The sequence below is a fragment of the Streptomyces ortus genome (genome assembly GCF_026341275.1).
Lineage (GTDB): Bacteria > Actinomycetota > Actinomycetes > Streptomycetales > Streptomycetaceae > Streptomyces > Streptomyces ortus.
Genome location: NZ_JAIFZO010000002.1, coordinates 7,145,027 through 7,168,084 on the forward strand (window position 1 = coordinate 7,145,027; position 23,058 = coordinate 7,168,084).

General features: G+C 70.7%; 17 protein-coding genes and 1 pseudogene. All 18 read left to right on the plus strand.

Annotation, left to right across the window (positions count from 1 at the left end):
• Positions 1-616 precede the first annotated feature (616 nt).
• The 18 genes and pseudogenes from K3769_RS34385 to K3769_RS34470 all read left to right on the plus strand — a co-directional run bounded on the left by K3769_RS34385 (position 617) and on the right by K3769_RS34470 (position 22,997).
• The gene (locus K3769_RS34385; RefSeq protein ID WP_435369376.1) at positions 617-5,605 is read left to right on the plus strand and encodes a non-ribosomal peptide synthetase; all 4,989 of its coding nucleotides are present in this window, start codon (positions 617-619) and stop codon (positions 5,603-5,605) included.
• A 62-nt stretch (positions 5,606-5,667) separates the two neighbouring features.
• Positions 5,668-6,765, plus strand: a pseudogene (locus K3769_RS34390) (condensation domain-containing protein); the annotation flags it as partial.
• A 139-nt stretch (positions 6,766-6,904) separates the two neighbouring features.
• A complete protein-coding gene (locus K3769_RS34395; protein WP_267030140.1) occupies positions 6,905-7,663 on the plus strand; it encodes an AMP-binding protein in 759 nt (252 codons plus the stop codon).
• A 168-nt stretch (positions 7,664-7,831) separates the two neighbouring features.
• Positions 7,832-8,554: a thioesterase II family protein gene (locus tag K3769_RS34400; RefSeq protein ID WP_267030141.1), complete on the plus strand. Its 723-nt coding sequence runs from the start codon at positions 7,832-7,834 to the stop codon at positions 8,552-8,554.
• Between the two features lie 219 nt (positions 8,555-8,773).
• A complete protein-coding gene (locus tag K3769_RS34405) occupies positions 8,774-9,070 on the plus strand; it encodes a Dabb family protein (RefSeq protein WP_267030142.1) in 297 nt (98 codons plus the stop codon).
• Between the two features lie 11 nt (positions 9,071-9,081).
• A complete protein-coding gene (locus tag K3769_RS34410; protein ID WP_267030143.1) occupies positions 9,082-10,509 on the plus strand; it encodes a phenylacetate--CoA ligase family protein in 1,428 nt (475 codons plus the stop codon).
• Complete coding sequence (locus tag K3769_RS34415) at positions 10,509-11,624, plus strand: aminotransferase class IV (RefSeq protein WP_267030144.1); 1,116 nt, start codon at positions 10,509-10,511, stop codon at positions 11,622-11,624. The genes K3769_RS34410 and K3769_RS34415 overlap by 1 nt, the downstream gene beginning before the upstream one ends.
• Positions 11,611-12,237 (plus strand): prephenate dehydratase domain-containing protein, encoded by a 627-nt coding sequence (locus K3769_RS34420; protein ID WP_267030145.1) that lies wholly within the window; start codon positions 11,611-11,613, stop codon positions 12,235-12,237. The genes K3769_RS34415 and K3769_RS34420 overlap by 14 nt, the downstream gene beginning before the upstream one ends.
• Positions 12,225-13,214 carry an ornithine cyclodeaminase family protein gene (locus tag K3769_RS34425; protein WP_267030146.1) on the plus strand — a complete coding sequence of 330 codons (990 nt, stop codon included), beginning with the start codon at positions 12,225-12,227 and terminating at the stop codon, positions 13,212-13,214. Before K3769_RS34420 ends, K3769_RS34425 begins: the two co-directional genes overlap by 13 nt.
• A gap of 21 nt (positions 13,215-13,235) precedes the next feature.
• Positions 13,236-13,529: a DUF1330 domain-containing protein gene (locus K3769_RS34430; protein ID WP_267030147.1), complete on the plus strand. Its 294-nt coding sequence runs from the start codon at positions 13,236-13,238 to the stop codon at positions 13,527-13,529.
• Complete coding sequence (locus K3769_RS34435; RefSeq protein ID WP_267030148.1) at positions 13,526-14,374, plus strand: PhzF family phenazine biosynthesis protein; 849 nt, start codon at positions 13,526-13,528, stop codon at positions 14,372-14,374. Before K3769_RS34430 ends, K3769_RS34435 begins: the two co-directional genes overlap by 4 nt.
• 382 nt (positions 14,375-14,756) lie before the next feature.
• Positions 14,757-16,325 (plus strand): AMP-binding protein, encoded by a 1,569-nt coding sequence (locus K3769_RS34440; RefSeq protein ID WP_267031666.1) that lies wholly within the window; start codon positions 14,757-14,759, stop codon positions 16,323-16,325.
• A 68-nt stretch (positions 16,326-16,393) separates the two neighbouring features.
• A complete protein-coding gene (locus K3769_RS34445; protein WP_267030149.1) occupies positions 16,394-17,452 on the plus strand; it encodes a thioesterase II family protein in 1,059 nt (352 codons plus the stop codon).
• Between the two features lie 13 nt (positions 17,453-17,465).
• Positions 17,466-19,442 (plus strand): B12-binding domain-containing radical SAM protein, encoded by a 1,977-nt coding sequence (locus K3769_RS34450; RefSeq protein ID WP_267030150.1) that lies wholly within the window; start codon positions 17,466-17,468, stop codon positions 19,440-19,442.
• Between the two features lie 178 nt (positions 19,443-19,620).
• Positions 19,621-20,250: an ATP-binding cassette domain-containing protein gene (locus K3769_RS41225; RefSeq protein WP_372515098.1), complete on the plus strand. Its 630-nt coding sequence runs from the start codon at positions 19,621-19,623 to the stop codon at positions 20,248-20,250.
• A gap of 496 nt (positions 20,251-20,746) precedes the next feature.
• Positions 20,747-21,016 carry a phosphopantetheine-binding protein gene (locus tag K3769_RS34460; RefSeq protein WP_267030151.1) on the plus strand — a complete coding sequence of 90 codons (270 nt, stop codon included), beginning with the start codon at positions 20,747-20,749 and terminating at the stop codon, positions 21,014-21,016.
• A complete protein-coding gene (locus tag K3769_RS34465) occupies positions 21,013-22,263 on the plus strand; it encodes a cytochrome P450 (RefSeq protein WP_267030152.1) in 1,251 nt (416 codons plus the stop codon). Before K3769_RS34460 ends, K3769_RS34465 begins: the two co-directional genes overlap by 4 nt.
• Positions 22,260-22,997, plus strand: a complete 738-nt coding sequence (locus K3769_RS34470; protein WP_267030153.1) for a thioesterase II family protein — start codon at positions 22,260-22,262, stop codon at positions 22,995-22,997. Before K3769_RS34465 ends, K3769_RS34470 begins: the two co-directional genes overlap by 4 nt.
• Positions 22,998-23,058 lie beyond the last annotated feature (61 nt).

Sequence of the window (23,058 nt, forward strand, 5' to 3'; positions counted from 1 at the left end):
GCTGCTGGCCGAGCGGGAACTGACCGTCGCCCCGGAGTGGTTCACCGAGTGGTCGCAGGACGGTTCGGTCGCGGTCGACATCCGGTTGAAGCCCGGGCAGGCGCACAACGAACTGACCCGGCACCGCTACGAGGTGGTCCTGCACAAGCGGCCGGCCGACCTGCTCGACGTGGCCGGCGCCCCGGTGCTGCCATGGGGCAGGGATGTACACGGCCTCGCCGACCTCGGCCATCACGCGGACCGGGCGCGCGGACCGGTGCGGGTGACCGGGATACCCAACGCGCGTCTGGTCGAGGAGGTCGCCCTGACCGTGGCGACGGGCCTCCTCGACCAGGCGTCCCCGCCCGGTGGACCGGTCGATCCGCACGAGGTGCTCCGGTGGGCCGACGAGCACGGCCGCGAGGTCGTCCTCACCTGGTCGGGCAGGGACGTGCGGTGTTTCGACGCGGTGCTGCTCCCGGCGCGGCCCGGCGGGCGGCGGGACGTCTCGGGCTCGTTCGTCCCCGGCGGCGGCGCGGGCGGGCGGGAGCGGGCGAACAACCCCGCCCTGGCCAGGTCGCTCGGCGCGCTCCTCCTCGAACTGCCCGAGTACCTGCGCGGGCGTCTGCCCGACTACATGGTTCCCCCCGCGCTGGTACCGCTCGGCGAGCTCCCGCTGACCCCCAGCGGGAAACTGAACCAGCGGGCGCTGCCCGTGCCGGACCACGGGCAGACGTCGACCGGCAGAGCCCCGCGCGACCAGGTCGAGGAGACCCTCGGCTCGCTGTTCGCCGAAGTGCTCGGCGTGGACAACGTCGGCATCGACAGCGACTTCTTCGCCAGCGGCGGCGACAGCATCCGCTCCATCCAGGTCGTCGCCCGGGCCCGGGCCCGTGGCATCGAGGTGAGCACGCGGGAGATCTTCGAGCACCCCACGGTCGCGCAGCTCGCGGAACTGGTCGCGGGCCGCGCCCAGGAGCGGGTCGTTCTGGCGGAGCTGCCGGGCGGCGGTGTGGGCTGGGTTCCGCTGCCGCCGACGGCGAAGCACGTGCTCGGGCTCGGCGGCGGCCTCGGCCGGCTCTGCATGTCCATGATGCTGACGCTGCCCGAGGACATCGACCGCGCCGGGCTGGTGGCGACGGTACAGGCCGTGCTGGACCGAAACGATGCGCTGCGTTCCCGGCTGGACCGGAAGCAGCAGGGGCTCTGGGCGGAACCGGCCGGCAGCGTGGCCGCCGACGCGCTGCTGACCCAGGTCACCCACACCGACGCCGACGCCCAGGCCGAGCTGGACGCGGCCGCCGACCGGCTGGACCCCGACGCGGGCGTCATGGCGCAGTTCGTGTGGTTCACCTCCGACACGGACGCCGACCGGCTGCTGATCGTGCTGCACCACCTGGTCGTCGACGGGGTGTCGTGGCGGCTCCTCGTGCCGGACCTGGTCGCCGCCTGGAAGGAGGTCCGCGCCGGCCGCACCCCGCGACCGGCAGCGGGCGGAACCTCGATGCGCCGCTGGGCACACGCCCTCGTCGACGAGGCGGCGCGTCCCGAGCGGGTCGCGGAACTGCCCGTGTGGCAGCGAATCCTGAGCGAGGACGAGCCGCTCCTCGGAGCGCGGGAGCGGGACCCGGCGCGGGACACCGCCGCGACCGTGGAGACGGTACGCGTGCAGGTGCCGGTGGACGTCACCGAGACCGTGCTGACCAAGGCGCCCGCGCTCTTCCGGGGCGGTGCCGACGACGTGCTGCTGGCGGCCCTGGCCCTGGCGCTGGCCCGCTGGCACCGGACGCGGGGCGTGGACGGGCCCTCGGCGCTGGTCCGCCTGGAAGGGCACGGCAGGGAAGAGGAGGCGGTGCCCGGAGCCGACCTGTCACGCACGGTGGGCTGGTTCACCGCGATGTATCCGGTGCGGTTGGACGTGACCGGTGTCGACCTGGCCGACGCGTTCGCCGGCGGCCCGGCCGCCGGACGGGCGGTCAAGGCCGTCAAGGAACAACTGCGGGCGGTTCCGGGTGACGGCATCGGCTTCGGTCTGCTGCGCCACCTCAACCCGGAGACCTCCACCGCGCTGTCCGCCGGCCGTGAACCGCAGATCGGGTTCAACTACCTCGGTCGCACGTCCGGCGCCGACCTCCCCGAGGAGCTGCGGGGTCAGGGCTGGACCCCGGACACCACCCGGCAGGACCTGATCGCCGCCCCGGACGCGGACATGCCGGTGCTGTCGGCACTGGAGATCAACGCGGTGGCCACCGACACCGGAGCCGGTGAAGAACTGACCGCCTACTTCGGCTTCCCGACCGGCCTGCTCTCCGCCGAGGAGGTCACCGAGCTGGCCGAGCTGTGGGTGCGGGCGCTCACCGCCCTGGCCCGGCACGCCGCGACCCCCGACGCCGGGGGCCTGACTCCGACGGACGCCCCGCTGGTCCCCGTGAGCCAGCAGGAGATCGACGCCTGGGAGGCCGTGTACGGCCCCCTCACCGAGGTGTGGCCGGTGACCTCGGCGCAGTCGGGGATCATCTTCCACTCGATGCTGGCCGGCTCCTCGTTCGACGCCTACCACGTGCAACTCGTGTTCCATGTCTCCGGCGACGTCGATCCGGAGCGGACGCGCCGGGCCGGGCAGGTGCTGCTCGAACGCCATGCCAGCCTGCGCGCGGCCTTCGTCGACCGGGCCGACGGCGACCTCGCGCAGGTGGTTCCGGCACGAGGGGTGACCCTGCCCTGGCAGCACCTCGACCTGACGGGGTACGGCGAGGCGGAGCGCATCGAGAGGTTCGAGCGCTTCCTCACCGAGGACCAGGCCGCCCACTTCGACGTACGCACCCCGCCGTTGCTGCGGCTGGCACTCGTCGCCCTCGAACCCGGCCGGGCCGAACTGGTGATGACCGTCCACCACTCACTGGCCGACGGCTGGTCCTCGCCCCTGCTGATGCGGGACCTGCTGCTGCTCTACGGCTCCCACGGCGACACCACCGGCCTGCCGAGGACACGGAGCTACGGCGAGTACCTGGCCTGGCGTGCCCGGCAGGACCAGGACGAGGCGGCACGGGCATGGGCGGCCGAGCTCGACGGGGTCGAGGAACCGACCCTGCTCGCTCCCGGAGCCACGGGCGGCGACGGACTCGACCAGGTCGCGTTCGAGCTGCCCCGAGACGTGGAGAACCGCCTGAACCGGGTGGCGTCCGACCTGGGCGTCACCGTCAACACCCTGGTGCAGGGCGCCTGGGCACTGCTGCTCGGCCAGCTCACCGGCCGCCGCGACCTGGTGTTCGGCGCCACCGTCTCCGGCCGTCCGCCCGCCGTACCGGACGTCGAGACGATGGTCGGAATGTTCATCAACACCCTGCCGGTACGCGTCCGGTACGAGCCCGGCGACACCCTCGCCGAGGTCCTCACCCGGCTGCAGAGCCGGCAGGCCCGCCTGGTCGAGCACCACCACCACGGGCTCACGGAGATCCAGCAGTCCGTGGGGCTGCAGAACCTCTTCGACACGCTGATCGTCTTCGAGTCGTACCCGGTCGACCGGGACGGACTGAACTCCGCCGCCGACGCCGCGGACGGCATCGCCATCACCGGTCTGCGGCCCTCCAACGGTACCCACTACCCCCTGGCCCTCATGGCGGCCGTCGACACGCACCTGACGTTCCTCCTCCAGTACGCGACCGGCGTCTTCGCCAGGGACACGGTGGAGACGTACGCGGCCCGGTTCGTGCGGGTCCTGGAACAGCTGGCGGCCACCCCGGACCTGAAGATCGCGCAGCTCGACGTTCTGCGGCAGACCGAACGCGACCGGTTCCTCGTCGGGTTCAACGACACGGCCGCTCCTACTCCGGACCTCACGCTCGCAGGACTCGTCGAGGCGCAGGTGGCGCGCACGCCCGACGAGACGGCGGTGGTCGCCGAGGACGGCTCGCTCACCTACCGCGAGCTGAACGCCCGGGCCGACCGCCTGGCGCACCAACTCGTCGAACGGGGCGTGGGCCCGGAGTCGCTGGTCGCGGTGTCGCTGCCGCGGTCGGTGAACCTGGTGGTCGCCCTGCTCGCGGTCCTGAAGGCAGGCGGCGCCTACCTGCCGGTCGACCCCAAGTACCCCAGCCACCGCCTCGCGGCGATCTTCGAGGAGGCCCGGCCGCGTCTCGTGCTGACCGACCGGGCGACGGTCGGCGTGCTTCCGGAGCACGACGCCCCGGACTTCTTCATGGACGCGCTCGACCTGTCCGGGGACGCCACCGGCCTCCAACTACCTTTGCATGCCGGGCAGTTGGCGTACGTGATGTACACCTCCGGCTCCACGGGCAAGCCCAAGGGCGTCGCCTACAGCCAGAAAGCAGTGGTGAACGGCGTGCTGCGGCTGCCCTCCCTCGTCGGGCTGGAACCGGGCGGGCGGATCCTCGCCACCACGTCGATCAACTTCGACGCCTCGGCCTTCGAGATCTTCACACCCCTGGCCAACGGCGGTGTCCTCGAAGTCGTCCAGGACATCCTGGCCCTCGGCGAAGGCAGTGCGCGGGGCGACGGGATCATCGCCGCCGTGCCGTCCGCGTTCGCCGAACTCCTCGACGACATCGCGGCCCGCACCAGGCTGACGGCGGTTGTCTTCGCCGGCGAGGCCCTGCCGATGTCGCTCGTCGACAGGACACAGGAGGCCTTCCCGGGGGTCCGGGTCCTCAACGCCTACGGGCAGACCGAGTCGTTCTACGCCACCATGTTCACCGCCGACGACGACACCCGCGACCTGACGGGCAGCGCGCCCGTCGGCGCCCCGATCGGCAACATGCGGGCCTACCTCCTCGGCCACGGTCTGACCCCGGTGCCGCCGGGCGCGGTCGGCGAGCTGTACGTCGCCGGGAACGTGGCCCGCGGCTACCACTGCCGCCCCTCCCTGACCGCCGAGCGCTTCGTCCCCGACCCGTACGGTCCCGCCGGTTCGCGCATGTACCGCACCGGAGACCTGGGCCGGTGGAGCCCCGAGGGCCGGCTCGAATACGTCGGCCGCGGCGACGCGCAGGTCAAGGTGCGGGGCTTCCGCGTCGAACCCGCGGAGGTCGAGGCCGCGCTCACCGCGCACCCCGGCGTGGCGCACGCCGCCGTCATCGCCCGCGACGGGCGGGGCAGCGGCTCCGGCAGACAACTGGTCGCCTATGTCGTACCCGCCCTCACCGGCGACCCCGGGGCGAGCGGTGACGTCGGCGGCCCGGAGACCAAGGAACTTCACGCCTTCGTCGCGAGCCGGCTGCCGGACTTCATGGTGCCGTCCGCCTTCGTGCTCCTGGACCGGCTGCCGCTCAACCCGAACGGCAAGCTGGACCGCAACGCGCTGCCCGAGCCGGAGTACCTCGGCGCCGCCTACCGCGCCCCCCGTACCACCCGCGAGAAGAGTCTGGCCGAGCTGTTCGCCGAGGTGCTCGGTGTGGACCAGGTCGGGATCGACGACGGTTTCTTCGACCTCGGCGGGCACTCCCTGCTCGCCACCCGGCTGATCAGCCGCGTCCGCGCCGAGATGGGCATCGAGATACCCATCCGCAAGATCTTCGACCTGCCGACGGTGGCCGCGCTCGCCGCGTGGTCGGAGGAATCGGCCGCTCCCCGTCGTCCCGGCCTGCGCAAGATGTTCGTAGAGGAGTGAAGGCAGTGATTCCGCTGTCATTCGCACAACGGCGTATGTGGATCCTCCACGAGTTGGAGGGCGGGTCGCAGAACTGGAACATGCCGGCGGCCTTCCGGCTGACCGGATCCCTGGACCGGGCCGCGCTCACCGCGGCGCCGGAGCAGGTGTCCGGCGCGGTCGAGGAGGCCTTCGCCCACCGGTTGGACCTGGCGGCCGAACCCCCGCTCCAGGTACGCCCGTTCCGCTGCTCGCCCGACGAACACGTGCTGGCCCTGGTCATCCACCACATCGCCACCGACGGCAGCTCGGGAGCGCCGCCGCTGCGGGATCCGGCCGAGGCCTACAACGCCCGCCGGGACGGCCGGGCGCCGGCGTGGGAACCGCTGCCCGTGCAGTACGAGGACTGCACGATGTGGCAGCGCGGGCTGCTCGGCGACGTCACCGACCCGGACAGTCTCGCCGCGCGGCAGGTCGCGTACCGGCGCGGGGAACTGGCCGGCGTCCCGCAGCCGCTGAACCTGCCGTTGCACCGGCCCCGGCCCGCCCAGGCCGGCGGTCGCGGCGCCACGGTCGGCTCCACCGTGGAGCCGACCGTGGCGACGGGGCTGCAGAAGCTGGCCGACGAGCGGAGCACGACCCTGTCGATGCTCCTGCACGCCGCGATGGCGGTGCTGCTTCGCAAACTCGGCGGTGGGGACGACGTGACGATCGGCAGCTCCATCGCAGGCCGTACCGACGAGGCACTGGCCGACCTGGTCGGCTTCTTCGTCAACACCCAGGTGCTGCGGGTGGACCTCACCGGTGAGCCGTCGTTCACCGACCCGCTCGCCCAGGTGCGGGACAAGTCGCCGGCGGCCTACGAGCACCAGGACCTGCCGTTCGGCATGCTGGTCGAGGCGATCAACCCCGAACGCTCCGCCGCCTACCAGCCGCTGTTCCAGGTGATGCTCGGTCTGCAGGACTACGCGCCACCGCAGCTCGAACTCGCCGGTCTCACCCCGGATGTCGAACAGACCGTCCCGACGACGTCCAAGGTCGACCTGTCCTTCAACATGGCCATGGACGGCACGGGAGCGCTGCGCGGCGACCTCTCCTACGCGACCGACGTGTTCGACCGGGAGACGGTGCGGGCCGTCGGCGTGCGGTTCGCGTGCGTCCTGGAGCAGTTGGTCGCCGACCCGGGGATGTGCGTCGGGGACGTCGACGTGCTGAGCGCGGCGGAACGGCGGCAGCTCCTGGTGGAGGCGGTGCGCCTCCTGGCGCACTGGCGCACTGGCTCGCCGGACGCGGGGTGCGGGCGGAGTCGCGGGTCGCCGTGTGCCTGCCCCGACCGTGAACCTCGTGGTGGCGCTGCTGGCGGTGATCAAGGCGGGCGGAGCCTACGTCCCGATCGATCCGGACCACCCGCGCTCCCGCCTCGACTCCATCCTCCGGCACGCCGATCCGCTGCTGGTGCTCGACACCGAGGCACTGGCGGGCGTGGACCGGGCAGCCTGTCCGGACACGGCACCGGACGTGGTCGTCCGGCCGGAGAACACCCAGTACGTGATCTACGCGTCGGGCTCGACGGGGCAGCCGCAGGGCGTGGCGATCCCGCGCGGCGCCGTGGCGAACTACCTGGCCACGACGCGGCGGCGGTTCCCGCTGTCGTCCGCGGACCGGATGCTGTTCAGCACGACGGTGTCCTTCGACATGGCCAACACCGAGCCGTACCTGCCGTTCACCAGTGGAGCGGCCATGGTGGTGGCCGGCAAGGACACCGTCGCCGACCCGTCCGCCGCGCTGGATCTGATACGCCGCCAGGGAGTCACCGCGGTGCAGGCCACGCCGGCCTTCTGGCAGATGCTGCTGATGCACGATCCGGACACCGCGAAGGATCTGCGGATCATCATCGGCGCGGAGGCCGTGCCGGTACGCCTGGCCGAGACCCCGGCGAAGCAGGCCGCCGAGGTGTTCGACATGTACGGCCCGACCGAGACGGTGACGTGGTGCACCGAGGCGCGCGTCAAGGCGGGGGAGGGCGCGCCGATCGGCCGCCCGGTCGGAAACACGTGCGCGCCACGCACCACGAGATGAACATGCCGGCCGCCGTGGCCGACGTCATGGGTGTCGTCGACCGCAAGCCGGCGGAGCCGGCGACATGAGCGGACGACGCTGCCACAGAACCGGTTCGACGAACCGTTGCCGCCTTACCGACGAGGGGAGTTGGTCCGGATGACAGGACCCGGCACGACAGGACCCGGCATGTCCACGGACCGCCGCGAAGGGGCCGCGTTGCTGTGCGTGCCGTTCGCGGGAGCGGGTCCCTCGTTCTTCCACCCGTGGCGGGAGCCGGCCGGCGACCGGTGGCGGGTGGTCCCGGTCGCCCTGCCCGGCAGGGAGAAGCGGTTCCTTGAAACGCCGTACCGCAATGTCGTCGAGGCCGCCAAGAACTCGGTCGACGACATCGTCGCGGAACTCGGCGCCGGGACCCGCACCGTGCTGTTCGGGCACAGCCTGGGCGCGGTGCTCGCGTACGAACTGGTGCACCTGCTGAGTACGCGCGACGTGCAGGTCGAGCTGCTGGTCGTCAGCGGCTCGCCGGGGCCGTGGACCCGGCGCGAGCGGCGGGCGACGGGTCTGCCGGACGAGGAGTTCCTGAGCCGGGTCGAGGAGTTCGCGGGGTTCCGGCACGAGGCCCTGGACCACCCGGAGATGCGTGAACTGATCCTCCCCGTGCTCCAGGCCGACTGCGAGATGCACGAGAACTACGTCCCGAGCACCGACGAGCCGGTGTCGGTGCCGATCTGTTCACTGCGCGGCGAGTCCGACGGCCTGGTCACCGCGGAAGAGGCCCGGCAGTGGCGGGACGCGACCACGGCGGGCGAATTCACCTATAAGGAATTTCCGGGCGATCACATGTATCTCGTCGACCGCGCCGCCGAGGTGCTGGATGTGATCGAGTCCCGATCCACTCACCACCCTTAGCGGGTGAGCGGGCTCTCATTTGTGCGCACGTGTGTCCCGTCGGCGGGACACAAAAGAAGATCGCGGGCCGAGAATTCGATAAAGCCTGCGCAAGGCGTCTCGAAATATCGGGAAACGCCACGTCCATCGAAATGCGTCGGTTGAACGGCGTCGGCGACGGTGGCATGCTCCTCGATGCGCCTGGAAGCAGTCGGCCGATTTTCTGCCCGAAAGGCAATCGTGATCACGCACATCGTTCTTTTCAAACTCAAGGACGGCATTGAGCGCTCCGCTCCGTCCGTGGCCGAGGCCGAGAAATTCGCCAGGGCGGTCGGCGACCACGTTCCGGAACTCGTCGACTGGCGGGTGGGCTGGAACACCGTAGACCGCGACATCTCCTACGACTTCGCCGCGATCGGAGTGCTGCCGGATCGCGCTGCGCTGGAGAAGTACCAGGTGAACGCGTACCACCAGGAGTCAGTGCAGAAGTGGCGAGCGATATCCGACTGGGTCGTCGTCGACCTCGCGGACAGCTGAAGGAGGATTGGGTGTTCACGCAATACGACCCGGAATCTGCGGCGCTCACGGACGAGCTGCGCGGATTGTTCGACGAGTACGGCACGGGAAAGTGGACGGCCGACGACCTCGACGCCCATCAGACCGCCAGACTGCGCGAGGTGCTCGCCCACGTCCGCGCCGGATCCCCGTTCTACCGCGACAGGCTGGCGGGGTTCGGCGACGAGACACTGTCCGGACTGCACATCCGTGACCTGCGGAAGCTGCCCTTCACCACCAAGGCGGATCTGCAGCAGGCCCAGTTCGACATGCTGTCGCTGCCGCTCTCCGAGGCCTGGACGGTCTACGAGACCACCGGCACCACCGGACAGCCCACCCCGTGCCCCCGCACCAACGGGGACAGCATCCACAACAACACCGTCCTCACCGCCTACTACCGGGGCATCTTCGCCGCACACGGGGACCGCCAGGTCATCGGGGTGTCCGGCCCCACCGAGCTGCACGCCACCGGGGACACCTTCGGGGACGTCTGCCGCAACCTCGGACACACGGTCGCCAAGATGTGGCCGCACTCGCCGGTGATCGGGTTCGACCGTGCTCTGGAGGTCATGCGGCTGCTGCCGGTGACCGGCCTGTTCTGCACCCCGGGCATGGCCCTGCGCCTGGCGCAGAAAGCCGTCGAGGCCGGGCTGGACCTCCGACGGGACTTCTCCCTCGACCTGCTCATGCTCACCGGTGAACTGCTCTCGCCCAGCCTGCGCGACAACATCGGCACGCTGTGGGGGGCCGAGGTGCACAACTGCCTCTACGCGTCCCAGGAAGCCTCCGTCCTCGCCGCGGCCACCGCCGACGGAACCCTGCGCACCGCACCACTGATCAACCACTACGAGGTGATCGACCCCCACACCGGCGAGCCCGTGGCGCCCGACCGCGACGGGGTGCGCCACGGCGAACTCGTCGTCACCAACCTCTACACCGGTGCCAAGCCCCTGATCCGCTACCGCACCGGAGACCTGGTGCGGATGACGGAGGCCGGCCCGGGCGCCGCCGTCCCGGCGCCGGCCCTGGAACCCGTGGGACGGGTCCGTGACCGGCTGCGGCTCAACGGGCAGGTCGTCATCGGCTACGACCTGGAGAACCTGCTGCTGCGCCGCTTCCGCGGCTACCTCGACTACCAGATCACCGTCACCCGTGACGACACGGGCGTGGACCTGCTGTCCTTGACCCTGAACGCCGAAGCGGACCGGCTCCGGGACGAGGACACCCAAGGGGCCGTCACGGACTGCCGCGAGGAGCTGGGCACCACGCTGAGCGTGGGTTTCGGCGACCCCGGCCCCATCACCAGCACCGGAGCCATGGTCAGTTGGAAGGCCGCGCGTGTGGTGGACCTCCGCGACCCCGGCGCCGGGACCTCGGTCGAGACCCGCTCGGCCGAGCGGATCGCCGCGGCGAGGGCATGATGGCCGACCAGACCCCTGCCACCGCGCCCTCCGACACCGTGCCCCCCGCGTCACCGCCGCGGCTCGGCCTCGGGGAGTGGGCCTGGGACCGCGGCGAGTTCGTTCCCGCGCGCGCCCCGCGGCTGTCGCTGTCCACACAGGGCCTGCACTACGGGACCGCCGTGTTCGAAGGAATCCGCGCCTACCGCTCGGGCGGACGGCTGCGCCTGTTCCGGGCGCACGAGCACTACGCGCGCATGCTGCGCGCCTGCCGGCTGCTGCGGATCACGGACATCCCCCGGTCGGTCCCGGAACTCATCGACATCACCGTCGAACTGCTGCGGCGGAACGCGTACGACTCGGACGTCTACGTGCGCCCGCTGGCGCACAAGCTCTCCCTGCTGCCGGGCACGCCTCCCGGGGTGTCGTTGGCCGGGGTGTCCGACGCGCTGTCGATCACCACGTTCGGCTATCCGACCGCCGGTGACGTGCAGGAGGTGAGCTGCCTCCTCAGCACCTGGCGGCGCCCGTCCCGCGACGCGTTCCCCGCCCAGGCGAAGATCGCCGGCGGCTATGTGACCAGCGCCCTCGCCTGCGACGAGGCCCGCGCGGCCGGATACGACGACGCCATCCTCCTGGACCGGGCGGGCAACGTCGCCGAAGCGACCACGGCGAACGTGTTCGCGGTGCGGGACGGCATCCTCGCCACCCCGCCGGACACGGGAGACCTACTGGCCGGCATCACCCGGGACACCGTGATCACCTTGTGCCGCGAGGCCGGGATGACGGTCCTGGAACGCCCCCTCAGCCCCACGGACCTGCACATCGCCGACGAGGTGTTCCTCACCTCGACCGGCAAGGAGGTGGCCGCCGTGGTCACCCTGTCCGGCCGGGACGTCGGAAGCGGCAGCGTGGGACCGGTCACGGCCCGCGTCGCCGCGCTGTACCGCACGGTCACCCGGCCACCCGACACCCGGGGCCGAGCCGCGGACGCGGATCGTCCGGCGTGGCTCACGGCCGTCACACCGGCCGAGCACGTCGGCACGCGGACCCACGTCCCGCCGACACCCCGGAGCTCCGCCCTCCCCACCACACATCTACGCCAAGCCAAGGAAAATACGGATGACGCTGCCTGACTTCATCTCACTCCTGCGCCCCGGCTCCGATCGGCCTTCGGCGGTCAGCACCCTCGGCCCGCCCGGCACGAGCAGCGAGGTGGCGGCGAAGCGGTACGCCTTCCAGATGTCCCCGCCCGACGGCCCCCCCGTCGCCGTCCGGCTGTTCGACACCTACGAGCAGGCGGGCGAGGCACTGAACTCCCGCGAGGTGACCCACGTCGTCGTCGCCAACGCCTACAAGGGCATCAACTCCTTCTACATGGACCCGGCCATCGAGCTGACCGGGGTGTTCGTGATGGACACCCCGCTGTACGGCATCGCCGCGTGCCGAGGGGGCGGACCCGTGCCGGACGCCCCGACCATCGCGAGCCACCCCTCGCCCGAGCCGATCATCGCCCAGCTCCTGCCGGACCGGTACGCGACGTACAAGACGATCCACCACGCCTCCACCAGCGCTGCCGCCCGCGCCGTGGTGGACGGCACCGCCGATCTCGCGCTGACCACCGTGCCGGCCGCGAAGCTGCACGGCCTGGAGTTCATCTCCGGGACCCGGCCCATCCGCATGGTCTGGTCGGTTTTCAGCCCTGTGGCGCGCCCGGCCAGGAAGGAGACGAGCCCGTGCTCCTGCTGAACGGAGACCAGGTACGACAGGCCCTGCCGGTGGCCGAGGCGCACCGGGTGGTGGCCGAGGTGATGCGGCGCTACAGCGCGGGCGACGTCGTCCAGCCGGTGCGCACCGTGCTCGGATCAGGCCGGGACGCCTCCCTGTTCGCGGCCATGCCGTGCCATGTCGGCGGCGAGTCGGACGCGGGCTACGGCATGAAGGCGGTGCTGCACGCGCCCGGCAACGCCGCCCGCGGTCTGCCGACGCATGTGGGCATGGTGGTGGTGTTCGACCCGGAGACCGCACAGCCCCTGGCCCTGATGGACGGTGCGGCCGTCACCGCGCTGCGCACGGCCGCGGCCTCCGCGGTGGCGACCGGGGCCCTGGCGGCCCCGGACGCCGGCGACCTGGCCCTCATCGGTGCGGGCGCGCAAGCCCGCAGCCATCTGCTCGCGCTTCGGGACGTCCGGCCGCTGCGCAGGGTGCGGCTGTGGAACCGGGGACGCGCGCGGGCCGATGCGTTCGTGGCCTGGGCGCGCGCGGAGGCCGGCGTCGACGTCGAGCCGGTCGCCACGCCCGCGCAGGCGCTGCGGGACGCCGACCTGGTGTGCACCACGGTCGACACCGTCGAACCCGTCGTACATGCCGAGGACCTGGCGGCGGGCGTGCACGTGAACGCCGTCGGTTCCTCCGTGCCGGGCAAGCGCGAACTCGACGCGGGTGCGGTGGCTTCCTGCTCGGTCTTCGTGGACAGCAGGGAGGGGGCCCTTCGCGAGTCCTCCGAGATCGCGGCGCCCGTCGAGGAAGGACTGGTGCCCGCCGACCGGCCGTTGACCGAGATCGGCGAGGTGTTGCTGGGCAAGCACCCGGGCCGCTGCGGTCCCGCCGAGCGCACCCTCTACAAGTCCCTGGGCATGGCCGCGCAGGACGTCGCCTCCGGGTTCGCCGTCGTCCGGGCCGCCCGGCGTCTCGGCATCGGCACCGAGGCTGACTTCACCTGCTGAGACCCCGGGAGGGGACACCGAATGACGGCACTGTTGATCGGCAACGTCGGAGTCGTCGGCGACGAGCGGCGCATGGCGGAGTACCGCGCGAAGGTGCTGCACACGCTGCGGCTCTACGGCGGAGGATTCGTGATCCGGGGTGGTGAGTCCGAGGCGCTGGAGGGCGACTGGCAGCCCGAGCACCTGTCGGTGATGGGGTTCCCCACGGCCGAGCACGCCCGCCGGTGGTACACCTCGCCCGAGTACCGCGCCATCGTCCCGCTGCGCGACGGCACGCACATGGACCTGGTCCTGGTCGAGGGGGAGGGCGAATGACGCCGGCCCGCCCCTGGCGTCCCTTCGCACAGGTGGACGTGTTCACCGAGGTGCCCTACCTCGGCAATCCGGTGGCCGTCGTCCTGGACGGTGCCGGGATCACCGACGGTGACATGGCGCGGCTGGCACGGTGGACGAACCTGTCGGAGACGACCTTCGTCGTCCCACCGGCCTCGGACGACGCCGACTACGGGTTACGGATCTTCACGCCGGGCGGTGAGATCCCGTTCGCGGGTCATCCCACCCTGGGTTCGGCGCACGCCTGGCTGGAGGCCGGAGGCACTCCGAAGGAACCGGGTCGGATCACGCAGGAGTGCGGCCTCGGGCTCGTACAGGTGCGGCTCGCCGACGACGGGCTGGGCTTCCTCGCCCCCGCCCTGCGGCGCAGCGGCCCCCTGGACGACGAGCACGTGGAGCGCATCGCCCGCGGGCTGTGTGTGGATCGCGCACGGATCGTCGGCCACCAGTGGGTCGACAACGGTCCCGGCTGGGCCGCCGTACGACTCGCCTCCGCCGCGGAGGTGCTGGCCCTGGAGCCGGATGAGCAGCACATGGGCGACCTGACTCTCGGCGTGGTCGGCGCCCACCCCGAGGGGTCGCCCGTCCAGTTCGAGGTGCGGGCCTTCGCGTTGCCCCAGGGCGTGCGCGAGGACCCCGTGACCGGCAGCCTCACCGCGGGGATCGCCCAGTGGCTCATCGGCCGGGGGCTGGCTCCGCGCGGATTCCGGGTCGGCCAGGGGGCGCGCCTGGGACGGCAGGGTGTACTCACCGTGCAGGCGGAGGGACAGGACATATGGGTCGGCGGCGCGAGTGTGACCTGCCTGCGCGGCACGGTCAGGGCGTGAGGCCGGTCGGCCGCGCCTTCTCCTCGGAGTGATCGCCGGATTCGAACCCTTTCCCTCGCGGCGACGGAAGGCAATACCCACCTTTTCTCCGGCCCATTCACCCGAAACGACCGTGCGCGGGTCGGATTCGATGCGACGGTGCCGGACCGTGCCCATGGTTGTCCCGTCAGCAGGACAGCGGACACCCGGCGATGGCACACTGACGGCACGTGGCCCGCACATACCGACTGCCCGCGGAATTTCTTTTGAGCGGCATTTTCGGCACCTTTCTTGGTCGTCGTCACCGGGCTACCGTGACGAAATCATTGAGTCCGGCGGTGACAAGGCCGTCATACTCGAATATGCCCTGGGGGCAGTGATGGAAAAGGAATCAGAGGTGCCGATGCAGACCCGGGGAATTCACTCGCTCTGGGGCGGCGGCGCGAATGCGCCGTGCCTGCTGGATTCGGTCGCCGAGATCGCGCGTATGCGAGCGGACGAGATCGCGGTCCAGGACGAGGGCCATGAACTGACCTATGGTCAGCTCATGGCGTGGGCCGGCCGCGTCGCCGGGCTCCTCGTCCGTCACGGCATCCAGCCGGGCGACCGGGTGACGGTGACCGGACCGCGCAGTGCCGCCATCGTCGCGGCGATGCTGGCGACGGTGAGCGTGGGAGCGACGTATGTGCCCCTCGACGTCGAGTACCCGGCACGGCGCCTGGAGCACATGGCCGCCGACAGCGAGGCGCAATTGCTGCTGTTCTGCGGCCCCGAACCGGTGCTGGACCTCGGCGCCCGGGCGGTGCGCATCCCGGACGCGCCGGACGTGGGCGACGAGGAGGCCGCCGCGTCGCTGCCGCGACCGCCCTGCCGGCCGGACCTCCCGGTGTACGTCATCTACACCTCCGGCTCGACCGGCCTGCCCAAGGGCGTCGCCCTGCCCCACCGCTGCGTCGACACCATGGCTGCCTGGCAGTGGCGTCACTCCGTGCGCCCGGACCTGCGCACGGCCCAGTTCGCGCCGCTCAACTTCGACGTGTGGTTCCAGGAGGTCCTCGGAACGCTGTGCGGCGGAGGGACGCTGGTCATCATGCCCGAGTCCCTGCGGCGCGATCCCATCGCCCTCCTGGACTGGCTCGCCGACCACCGCATCGAGCGCCTGTTCCTCCCCTATGTCGCCCTGCACATGCTCGCCGTGGTCGCGGAGGCCACCGACACGCTGGAGCATCTCGCCCTGGCGGAGGTGAACACCGCGGGCGAACAGCTCGTGTGCACCCCGGCGGTCCGTGAACTCTTCCGCCGCGTGCAGGACTGCAGGCTGAACAACCACTACGGACAGAGCGAGTCCGCCATGGTGACGGTGCACACGCTCACGGGCCCCAGCGACGGCTGGCCGGTGCTCCCGCCGATCGGACGTCCGCTGCCGGGCTGCGAGATCCTCATCGCACCCACCGACCCGGGCGAACCGTCGGTGGGTGAACTCCTGGTCGCCGGCGCACCGCTGTCGTCGGGGTACCTGAACCAGCCCGCCCTGAACGCCGAGCGCTACATCAGCCTCGACGAACCCTCCCCGCACGGGCATCGCCGTGCCTTCCGCACCGGGGACCTCGTGCGTGTCGAGGGCGACACCGTGCACCTTCTCAGCCGCATCGACCGCGAGGTGAAGATCCGCGGCGTGCGGGTGAACCCGCTGGAGGTGGACGCCTGTCTGCTGGAGCAGCCGGGGATCGTCGAGGCGGTCACCGTGGTGGTCGAGATGGTCGAGGGCTCCCGGCAGTTGCGCGCCGCGGTGACGCTGGACGTCGACCAGGACGAGTTCGATCCCTCGACGGCGCTCAAGGCGCTCACCGAGCTGCTGCCCGAGCAGTTCATACCGGTCTCGATCACCGTTCTGCCGGAACTGCCGCACACCCCCAGCGGAAAGGCCGACCGGGACGCCATCGCCACCGCCGTCGCCCCGGCACCGTCATGACGTCGCACGAGCCGACGACCGGGGGCTGGAAGCCCGACCAACGGAACTGATCCGAAGAGGGGTTGCGCATGGAAGACAACGACTTCAACACGCCGACCGAGCGGCGGCTCGCGGAGATCTGGGCCGACGTCCTGCGGCTGGACAAGGTCAAGCGTGACCAGGACTTCTTCGAGGTCGGCGGGGACTCCCTGCTGGCCACGAAGGTCGTCCTACGGGTGTGCCGGGAATGGGACATGAAGTTCACGGTCAGAGTCCTCAACGATGCCCCGGTCCTGGGCGACCTGGCCGAACGCATCGACCAGCGGGTGGCGAAGTCCGTCCGGCCGCAGGCGAGTTCGCCCGCCCAGCCGGCCCGCGGGAGCCGGGTGGGAGCGTGCCTGTGGGAGATGCGGCCGGGAACGGGAGCGTCCGGGCAGGCGACGCTGCTCGTGCTGCCCCACGCGGGAGGGTCGGCGCAGAACTTCGCCACGTGGGCGAACTGGTTCTCCGGGGACCTCCGTATCGTCGCGGCCCAGTACCCCGCCCGGGCATCGCGCGCCGCCGAGCCGGCCGCGGCGGACCTGACGCACCTCGTGGACGAGATCCTCGACGCCCTGACCGACTCCGAGGGGCCGCTCTACGTCTTCGGCCACAGCATGGGCGCCTACATCGGGTACGAGCTGTGCTGGCGACGGCAACTGGCGGGACACCCGGCCGAAGTCCTCTTCACCTCGGGGGCCGTTCCGCCCCACCGGCACCGGCCGAACCCGCCGGTCGGGGTGGAGATCACGGACGAATGGCTCATGGGCCTGCTGGACATGTACAACGGCGTCCCCGACGACCTCGCGGCGCATCCGGACGTCATCAGCCAGGCTCTGAGCACGCTGCGGTCCGACGTGGTGGTGTTCAGGGACTACGCGTACGGCGACCGGCGACGCACCCTGGAGATCCCGATCGTGGCGTTCGGCGGAGACCGCGACGACCTCGTGCCCACCTCCGAGGTGGAGCGCTGGAGCGAGCTGGGCGCGGCGGAGTGCGTCACGCACTTCCTGCCGGGCGGGCACTTCTACTACCTCGACAACATGGCCACCGTCACGGCCGCCGTGGCCAAGCATCTCGTGAGTGTTCACGACGGGCAGAAGGATTAAGGAGACCGTGAACATGTCCACCCAAGAGTTCTCCGGGACCGTGGATGCCGGGACGGCCACAGCGGAGCGCCGAAAGATCGTGCTGGTGGAACTTCCCACCTACGAGAACATTCTGCCGCTCGCCTCGGGCTACATACAGGCCTACGCCCAGGGCGACGAAGCCGTCGCGGCCGGCCACACCTTCGAGATCGTGTCCCTGCCGGTGTCCGGCGAGCGCGAGGACCTGCTCCGGCAGCTCGCCGACCGGGACGCCTACCTCTACACGTTCAGCTGCTACATCTGGAACATGAAGCTGGTGCGCTGGCTGCTGAGGGAACTGCGCGCACTGCGTCCCGACGCGCACTACCTGCTGGGTGGGCCGCAGGTGATGAACCACGCTTCGACGTATCTCAGCGACGGCGCGGATAACGTCTACCTGTGCAACGGCGAGGGGGAGCTCACCTCCCTGGAGTTCATCCGTCAGCTCAGCTCCCCGGCGCCCGACATGCACCAGGTGCCAGGGCTCAGTTTCTGGTCCTCGGGCGAACTCGTCACCACCGAGGCGGCGCCCCGTATCCAGGACCTGATGGACATCCCCTCGCCGTTCCTCAACGGCGTCTTCGAGGGACACGAGTTCAGCTTCGCCATCATGGAGACCAACCGCGGATGCCCGTTCCGCTGCACCTTCTGCTACTGGGGCGCGGCCACGAACTCGAAGGTCAAGAAGTACGAAGAGGACCGGATCAAGGACGAGATCAAGTGGATCAGCGAGCACGGGTACTCCGCGCTCATGATCGCCGACGCGAACTGGGGCCTGTCACCCCGCGACGTGACGCTGAGCGAGTACATCGTGGAGTGCAGCGAGGAGAACGGCTACCCACTGATCGTCCACATGGCCGCCGCCAAGAACAGGCCCGAGCGCATGGCGGAGATCACCGAGATCTTCGTGCGCGGTGGGCTGATGGTCAGCCAGCCCATCTCGCTGCAGACGATGAACGAGTCGGCGCTGGAGATGGTGGACCGGAAGAACATCCGCGAGGAGACCTACATCGGGCTGCAGCGCCTGCTGCGGGAGAAGCAGATCAGCTCCTACGTGGAGATGATCTGGCCGCTGCCCGGCGAGACCCTGGAGTCGTTCAAGGACGGGCTGACCAGGCTGTGCCGGTCGTACGCCGACACGATCATCGTCTACCCGCAGCTGTTCCTGCACAACACGCCCATGTACGCGCAGCGGGAGACCCTCGGCATCCTGACCGCGGAGGCGGCCAGCGACGTGTCCGAGGCGGAAGTGGTCCTGGCCACCAAGTGGGTGACCGAGGAGGACTGCAACGAGGGCTACTGGGTGAACCACGCGCTGTACACGCTGTACAACATGCGTGCCCTGTTCATGGTCTCGGGCTATCTCGACGAGAAGGGGATCATCTCCTACGGCGAGCTGTTCGCCGAGGTGTCGCGGTACTTCCGCAGCAGGACCGACTCGGAGGTGTGCCAGTTCTTCATCCAGTCGACGAAGGACCTGGCCAACTACGACCTGCTGAACACCGGCAAGACGGCGCACCTGATCCTCAGCTCGCATCGCGAGGAGTTCGACCGGTTGCTGGCCGACTTCGTCAAGGCCCAGGACTGGTGGGCAGACCCGATGGCGCGTCAGGCGTTCGAGATGGACCTGCTGGCCCGGGCCTACATCTACCGCGAGCCGGTGCGGACGCCCGACTACGCGTTCGAGGAGGTCGTCCTCCGCGGCCAGCCCGACCCGAAGGGCTTCCTGGTCGAGGTCTCCCCGGAACTCGCCCGCCTGTTGGTGGCACGGGAGCTGCTGCCGGACGTCGATGAGGAGTCGGGGCGGATCACCCTGCACATCGACCACCGCGGCCGGCAGAAAATGCCGTACCAGCCGCAGCGGAGCCTGGAGCACAATGCGAACTACTGCCAGGGCATGGTGCTGCGCTTCCGGGAGATCCTCCCCACGATCAAGGTCGCCTCGATGGAAGCCCTCGCCTCCACGGTCTGAGCCGCGGCGCGGACCGCGGTGAAAGGTGCGCACCTCGAACGGCCCCCTCCGGACCGTTCGAGGTGCGCACCTTTCCGCATGGGCCCGCGCTGTCCCGGCGCACCAGGGCTGACGGGGCGGGAGCCCGTGTCAGCGGTCGCGACAGCGGGGCGACAGGGGCGCCCGCGACCGTGGGCGCATGGCAAGTTCCGCGATCGCGGTGCCCGGGCTGCGCAAGGCATGTGGGGACAAGACCGTGCTCGACGGCATCGGCCTGCTCCCTGCCCGGCCGAACGGGGCGGGCAGGACGACGACGCTGAACGAGCTGCTCCTCGGCCGGGAGAACCGGCAGATGGGCTCGGCACGGAGGTTGGTCCTGAGGCCCTGCTCGCGCGTCCCCGCTCACCCCGCAGCAGCGCGAGGTCCAACGCGGCCAGTTCCGGCGAGGGACCGACGCCCAGCGGTCGGCGAGGGCCTTCTTCGCGCGCTGGTGGACGAGGATGCCTCGCTGTCGCCGCAGGCCGCGACCAGGGCGCGCACCAGCGCCGCGACGAGCCGTTCCCGCAGCGGGTGCGCCGGTACCGGATCGGGTGAGGTCCCGGACCAGCTCGGCGCCGTACCCGAGGCTGAGTCGCGTGTCGAACGGAGCGCTGCGCTGGAGGTGTGGGCCCGGCGCGACGGCGAGGCGCTCGAAGCGAACGGCGTCCGCGGCGACGCCTTCGGGAGCACCTGGCCCGGCCTGAGTGCGAGGGCGCCCGGCTCGTCGACCCGACCGCTGTCGTCCGCGCATACCTCGAAGGGACCCGGCATCGCGATCCGCATCCAATAGCGAATTCACGGTCGCTCTCGCCGACTGTACGGAGGATCCACGGGCACAACAAGCGCCGAGCGGTCACCGGAATTCGGCTTCTGCGGGGGCATCCCCGAACGACGAAGAGGATGCCCGGGCGGCTTGGGCCGACCTTTTCCCGATTCCCGCACAGGGCTCGGATATCCGTCCCACTGTCCCGTCGGCGGGACAGCGGGTGCCCGGCGGGATGCGCTGCCTGTTGTCCCTTGCACTGGCTTTCCCCGGCCATTTACGTTGGCGTCGCGATGGACTCCGGACGAGCTGCCGAAGCGGCGGCCTCCTCGGCTGACGGCGCCCCGTGCTGCAGGCGTCGACGACCACGCAGGCGCCCTCCCCATGTCCGGGAGCCGTCGCCCCACCGGCCCGTACCAGGCCGGGACCCGACTGCGGCCCGATCTCGGGGACGTCGGCCCGGCCAAGCAGTTCACTGCTTGGCCGGATACTCCCGTTCGGCGGAGATAAGGAAAGGCTCGCAATGCAGTCAGAATCAGAAGCCGCGCCCACGGGTGCATCGGAGTCACTCGTGCGGGAGATCTCGGCCCTGTGGGGGGAATACCTTCCCTCCGCCGAAATCGGGGCGGACGACGACTTCTTCGAGCTGGGCGGGAATTCCCTGATCGGCATCAAGATCATCGACCGGGTCGCCCGGGACTACGACGTCGAGTTGTCCGTACGCGACTTCTACCTGGCCCAGACCCCGGCCCGGGTCGCCGATCTCGTCGAGCGGGGAAGGACGCGGACGTGAGGCTGACGCCGGGGCCCGCGAGTGACGTCGACCTCGACCGCGTCGACCTGTTCGACCTGGACCTGTACACCTCGGGTAACCCGCACCCGGTCTGGGACGTGATGCGGGCGAAGGCTCCTCTGCACCACCAAGTGCTGCCCGACGGAAGGGAGTTCTGGTCGGTTACGCGCTACGACGACGTCTGCAGGGTGCTCGGTGACCACCGGCAGTTCACCTCGGAGCGAGGTACGGTGCCCACCCATCTCGGCACGGACGACGTCGCGGCCGGAGTACTGCTGACGTCCACCGACCCGCCGCGGCACACCGAGGTCCGCAGGCCGATCGGCACCAAACTCACCGCGCGGGCGGTGAGGTCCTGGGAGGACTCGATCCGGGGCACGGTGGCGCGCTTCCTCGAACCGGCGCTCGACGGGGACCGCTTCGACCTGGCCGAAAAGGCCCTGCTCCTGCCGGCGATGGTCACCGGTCCGCTCCTCGGACTCCCCGAGAAGGACTGGGAGGAACTCGTCCAGCTGACCGCGATGGTGACGGCTCCTTCGGACCCGCACTTCCAGCACGGCAGCGAAGCCGCGACCCTGGCCATCTCCCACCACGAACTCGTCACCTACGTCAAGGAGTGGGTCCGGCGCCGACGGGCGGCAGGCACCGAGGACGACAGCCTGCTCCACCACCTCATGAGCGTCCGCGCGGGCGGCACCCCGCTGACCGACGAGGAGATCGCCCTCGACGGCTACAGCATCCTGCTCGGCGCCAACGTGACGACGCCGCACACCGTCTCGGGCACGGTGCACGCGCTCATCGAGCGGCCCGAGCAGTTCGAGAAGGCGCAGGCCGACCCGTCGCTGGTCCCGAACCTGGTCGAGGAAGGGCTGCGCTGGACTTCGGCCGCCTGCAACTTCATGCGGTACGCGGTCGACGACGTCGAGATCGCCGGCGGCACGATCCCCGCCCGAGGTGCGGTCGTCGCGTGGATCGGGTCGGCCAACCGGGACGAGTCCCACTTCCCCGACCCGCACACCTTCGACATCACGCGGGAGGGCGCGAAACGCCAGGTCGCCTTCGGCTTCGGACCCCATTTCTGCATCGGCGCACCGCTGGCCCGGCTGACCCTGCGGGTCTTCTTCGAGGAACTGCTCCAGCGGTTCGGATCGATCGAACTGGACGGCGAACCGCAGCACCTGCGCTCGTACTTCATCGCTGGCATGACCCACCTGCCCATCGTCGCCCGGAAACGAAAGACGTCATGACATCCGGCTCCACCACCGCCACCTCGCCGTGGTTCGTCCGCCCGCCGTCCACCGACCACCCCGCCCGCCTGTTCTGTTTCCCCTTCTCCGGCGGCGGGGCCTCCGCCTTCAGCGCCTGGCCGGCCGTGATCGGGGACGCCGAGGTCTGCCCGGTGCAGTTCCCCGGCCGGGAGAACCGTCTCGCCGACCCCCACTACGGTACGTACGAGAATCTCGCCGCCGACCTCGTCGCCCCCCTGGCGCCACTGCTGGACCGGCCGTTCGCGTTCTTCGGGCACTGCGCCGGCGTGCTGCCCGCCTTCGAGACCGCGGTCCGGCTCGCCGAGCTGGGCCTGCCGGGGCCGCAGTGCCTCTTCGTGTCGGGCCAGCCCGCACCGCACGACGCCGCACGCGACCGGATGCTCGGCATGACGGAACCCGAACTGCGCGCCGAGCTGCAGACGTTCCTGCGCGGCCGGGGCATCGAGCCGCGGCCGGACATGATCGATCTGGGCATGACGGTGCTGCTGCGCGATCACTCCGCCGCACGTGCCTACCGGCGTACGGAACCGGTGGCTCTGCGGTGCCCCGTCGTCGTACTGCACTGGAAGGACGACCCCGACGTGAGCCTCGACGGTCTCGCGGGATGGCGTCGGTACGCGGACGCGGTCGACATTCAGGTGATCGACGGCGGCCACTACGACTTCATGAACGCGCCGGACGAGCTCCTGAAGCGGCTGGCCCGCTGGCGGTGAGCGCACCGCCAGCGGCGTCCCACGCTCGGTGAGGAGCGCCGGAAACAGCCCGGAGAGACGC

What these genes read in the sequence shown, in the direction of transcription:
- K3769_RS34385 (WP_435369376.1), top strand. Translation starts at nt 617, where the DNA reads ATGGTTCCCCCCGCGCTGGTACCGCTCGGCGAGCTCCCGCTGACCCCC.
- K3769_RS34400 (WP_267030141.1), top strand. Translation starts at nt 7,832, where the DNA reads ATGTCCACGGACCGCCGCGAAGGGGCCGCGTTGCTGTGCGTGCCGTTC.
- K3769_RS34415 (WP_267030144.1), top strand. Translation starts at nt 10,509, where the DNA reads ATGGCCGACCAGACCCCTGCCACCGCGCCCTCCGACACCGTGCCCCCC.
- K3769_RS34420 (WP_267030145.1), top strand. Translation starts at nt 11,611, where the DNA reads ATGACGCTGCCTGACTTCATCTCACTCCTGCGCCCCGGCTCCGATCGG.
- K3769_RS34430 (WP_267030147.1), top strand. Translation starts at nt 13,236, where the DNA reads ATGACGGCACTGTTGATCGGCAACGTCGGAGTCGTCGGCGACGAGCGG.
- K3769_RS34435 (WP_267030148.1), top strand. Translation starts at nt 13,526, where the DNA reads ATGACGCCGGCCCGCCCCTGGCGTCCCTTCGCACAGGTGGACGTGTTC.
- K3769_RS34440 (WP_267031666.1), top strand. Translation starts at nt 14,757, where the DNA reads ATGCAGACCCGGGGAATTCACTCGCTCTGGGGCGGCGGCGCGAATGCG.
- K3769_RS34445 (WP_267030149.1), top strand. Translation starts at nt 16,394, where the DNA reads ATGGAAGACAACGACTTCAACACGCCGACCGAGCGGCGGCTCGCGGAG.
- K3769_RS34450 (WP_267030150.1), top strand. Translation starts at nt 17,466, where the DNA reads ATGTCCACCCAAGAGTTCTCCGGGACCGTGGATGCCGGGACGGCCACA.
- K3769_RS41225 (WP_372515098.1), top strand. Translation starts at nt 19,621, where the DNA reads ATGGCAAGTTCCGCGATCGCGGTGCCCGGGCTGCGCAAGGCATGTGGG.
- K3769_RS34460 (WP_267030151.1), top strand. Translation starts at nt 20,747, where the DNA reads ATGCAGTCAGAATCAGAAGCCGCGCCCACGGGTGCATCGGAGTCACTC.
- K3769_RS34470 (WP_267030153.1), top strand. Translation starts at nt 22,260, where the DNA reads ATGACATCCGGCTCCACCACCGCCACCTCGCCGTGGTTCGTCCGCCCG.